This window comes from Specibacter cremeus (genome assembly GCF_003946885.1).
GTDB lineage: Bacteria > Actinomycetota > Actinomycetes > Actinomycetales > Micrococcaceae > Specibacter > Specibacter cremeus.
The window spans coordinates 1-1,185 of sequence record NZ_RWKQ01000097.1 but is presented as its reverse complement, the minus strand read 5'-3'; the positions used below and the strand labels follow the sequence as shown (position 1 = coordinate 1,185).

1 protein-coding gene is annotated in these 1,185 nt (G+C 69.5%); it reads right to left on the bottom strand.

The window, feature by feature from the left end; genetic code table 11:
- The coding region (locus tag EJC77_RS20225) for a tyrosine-type recombinase/integrase (RefSeq protein WP_125617109.1) at nt 1–1,185 on the bottom strand (1,185 nt) is incomplete at both ends.

The window sequence follows — 1,185 nt, the reverse complement described above, 5'->3', positions numbered from 1 at the left end:
CGGCCCGGCCGTCCGACCCACGCCATAGCACGGGCCGGGCAGGACATCAACCAAAATCCTAAGTTAAAACAACGCGGGTCCTTGGCGTAGATCGCGGTGGCGGCGACAGTGGCGTGCCGCAGGAGCTGGCCTGCCTCGAGCAGCCCGCCCCCGTCGGCGAGCACCTGGCAGGCCGCCGTGTGCCGCAGGCGGTGGGCGGCACCCGGACCCGTCACACCGGCCCGGGCCAGTGCCCGGGACGTGACACTGGAGACCGCAGGAGAGGTCAGCGGCCGGTGGGGTGCGTCCAGGCCCAAAAACACGTGGCGTGCTTCCGTGCCCGGAGGCCGCCCCTGTTGCAGGTAGGCCACCACCAGCTCCCCGACGTCGACGGGCAAGGGCACCTGGTCTCGCCGGTCGCCCTTGCCACGAACGACCATGGTTCCGGCCGTCCAATCAATGTCTTCCAGCCGCAGTGCGGCCACTTCGCCGGCGCGCAGCCCCAGCCGCCACATCAAGGCCAGCATCGCCTCATTCCGCAGCCGGGCCGGCCCATCGTCCGGCAATGCCGCCAACAAGTCACGGACCTGCCCGGGGCTCAACGCCCGGGGCAGTGCGGTGCCTGTCGGTGCTGCGGTTGATCCGATCGTTTCGGCCAGCGGGGCGCAGATCATTCCCTCCAGCCACATCCAGCGCAGGAACGCCCGCAGCGCATTCAGCCCCACCGCCACCGACCTGGGCCGCTGCCCGAGCGCCCTCTCCGTAATGAACGCATCGACCCGGCCGGCCGTCAACGACGGCCACGGTTCGCCCCTGTCCGCCTGCGCGGCCAGGAAAGGCCGCACCTGATCGCGATAACTGCGTATCGTTGCCGGCGCCAGGCCCCGTTCCGTCAACAAGTACCCCGCAAATCTTCCTTCCAGCACCTCCACCATGCCTGCAGGGGAGGCCACCGGATCCAGCGGGACCGCACCCCTGCCGCGCAAATACCCCAACAGCGGAACCAGCGCACGGGCGGAGCGCAAATGTGAGTACGATTCCCGCCGCTCCGCCACAAACCGGCCCAACACCTCGGCAACCAGGTCGGTCGGGGCAAGTCCCCGGGCCCCGAGCCATCTCGACAAATGGCCCATCAACCGCAACTGGGCCTCGGCACTGACCGGCGCATAACCCAGGGCCCCGGAAAGGTCGGCGAGTAGGGCTGTG